This is a genomic window from Laribacter hongkongensis DSM 14985 (assembly GCF_000423285.1).
Taxonomy (GTDB): Bacteria; Pseudomonadota; Gammaproteobacteria; order Burkholderiales; family Aquaspirillaceae; genus Laribacter; species Laribacter hongkongensis.
Window position 1 is genome coordinate 1 of sequence record NZ_AUHR01000038.1, and the last position, 1,688, is coordinate 1,688.

Genomic DNA, 1,688 nt, shown 5'->3' on the forward strand with positions numbered 1-1,688 from the left:
ACGGCGACTGTGTTCGGCCGCTTCGAAGTTCATCTCGATGGCTTCATCAAGCGAGCCCGGCAGGCGCTTTCTGTTTCGCATCTCGGTTTACCTCTCGTTGAGAAACGCGGAAGTGGTGCGCTGTCGCGCAAACACCTACGATTCACCCCATGACAGCGGGGCAATTTGGGTTCCGCTTGGGGATTGAGGGGAAAACCGGCTTAAAATTGCGCATTGCGTAGCGTCTTGGCCAGATGGCTTCCGGTTTAACGCCGATGGCAGCAGCAATGATGTTTTCGGCCTTGGGGTAAGACCTCACCAAGGCGGCGTCCAGTGTCTTTGCCCCTAGCCCGGCAGAGAGGGACAACTGCCTGAGCGACCATCCGGCTTTGTGCAGCGCTGCAATGATGTCCGCACGATGCCAGTCCTCTTGGACTGCTTTTTTTGCAGGTATCAGTGCATCCATTCCTTTACTCCAAATAGGTTGGGAATAGGTGCATGCTACCTGAAAACAGGTTCAATGCAATCCGTTTTCAGGTTGTTTTCAGGTTTTTCTTCGTGCTGAAAACGAGTGATTACAGCTAAACCATTTAAAATCAGGCTTTTATGACAAACCTTAAAGCGCCACAAGATAACCAGTTTCCGCTTTCAGGTTCCACTAACAAACCTGAAAACGAACGATTCGAGCTTGGGGCTCGGCTAAAGGAAGTGCGCAAGGCACGCAATGTCTCGAGAAATGAGGCAGCAGCAGCAGTTGGCGTGTCCGTATCAACCATGCAGGCGTGGGAGGCTGGCGAACGCGAACCAGACGCCACCAAGCTTTCATCTTTTGTTCGGCATTACGGCGTGCGTGCCGATTGGCTGCTGTTTGGTGATGGGGGCATGTTCAAGCCTGCCGCCCCGACGCAGGCGGAAAGCCCAAGGAGTGAGGTTGATTGCCCATGCCTGGATACGCTGGGTAATCCAGTAAATCTTCAGGACTTCGTTTTCATCCCCCGTTACAACCTCAAGGCATCCGCTGGGCACGGCCTAGATGCGAACGGTGAAAAGCCTATATTTTCAATGGCTTTTCGGCGCTATTGGATTGATAACTTCCTGCGTATTGACCCGCACGACCTGTCTGTCCTGTCGGTCAAGGGTGATTCCATGGAGGGAGTGCTGAATGACCGGGACGTCATCCTGATCAACCATGCCGACAACGCGCCAAAGGATGGGCTGTATGTCCTGAGGATTGACGGCGACCTGGTTGTGAAGCGCTTACAGCGCAAGCCCGGCGGCAAGATTGGCATCATCAGTGCCAACGAGGCTTATGCCCCATACGATATTGACCTCAACGACCTGCCGAATGATTTCGCAATCGTTGGGCGCGTAGTGTGGTTTGGTCGTCAACTGTAAGGTTGCTGCTCAAACCTGATCGTTCTGGTGTCAAAACTGCGCGAAATTTCGCCTGTTTTTGCTCAATCCGTGCCAAAGTTTTTGCAACACGATTTTAGGCGATGAAACCGCTGCAACCCGCACCGATATTGGGTTTCAGCGGTTTTTTGTGTCTGTTTCTCTAGGTGTCAAAACTATCACCACCCCACACACCCCTCAAAATTGACGTTTTCCCTGCTCCGGGCTATCTTTGCCCCGTCGCGTTCAATAGCGCGACCGGGTTTGGCGACCCGGATTCACAGGCGGACACACCGCCGCGAGAGCGGTTTTTTTGT

Annotated in this window: 2 protein-coding genes; one reads left to right on the forward strand and one right to left on the reverse strand. The window is 53.1% G+C overall.

What is annotated here, in order from left to right; all coding sequences use genetic code 11:
* Window positions 1-142: 142 nt before the first annotated feature.
* A complete protein-coding gene (locus tag G542_RS0114075; RefSeq protein WP_034986059.1) occupies window positions 143-445 on the reverse strand; it encodes a helix-turn-helix domain-containing protein in 303 nt (100 codons plus the stop codon).
* 140 nt (window positions 446-585) lie between these two features.
* Here G542_RS0114075 and G542_RS0114080 point away from each other — a divergent pair, with 140 nt between their 5' ends.
* Complete coding sequence (locus G542_RS0114080) at window positions 586-1,374, forward strand: XRE family transcriptional regulator (RefSeq protein WP_012697464.1); 789 nt, start codon at window positions 586-588, stop codon at window positions 1,372-1,374.
* The last annotated feature ends 314 nt before the right edge of the window (window positions 1,375-1,688 follow it).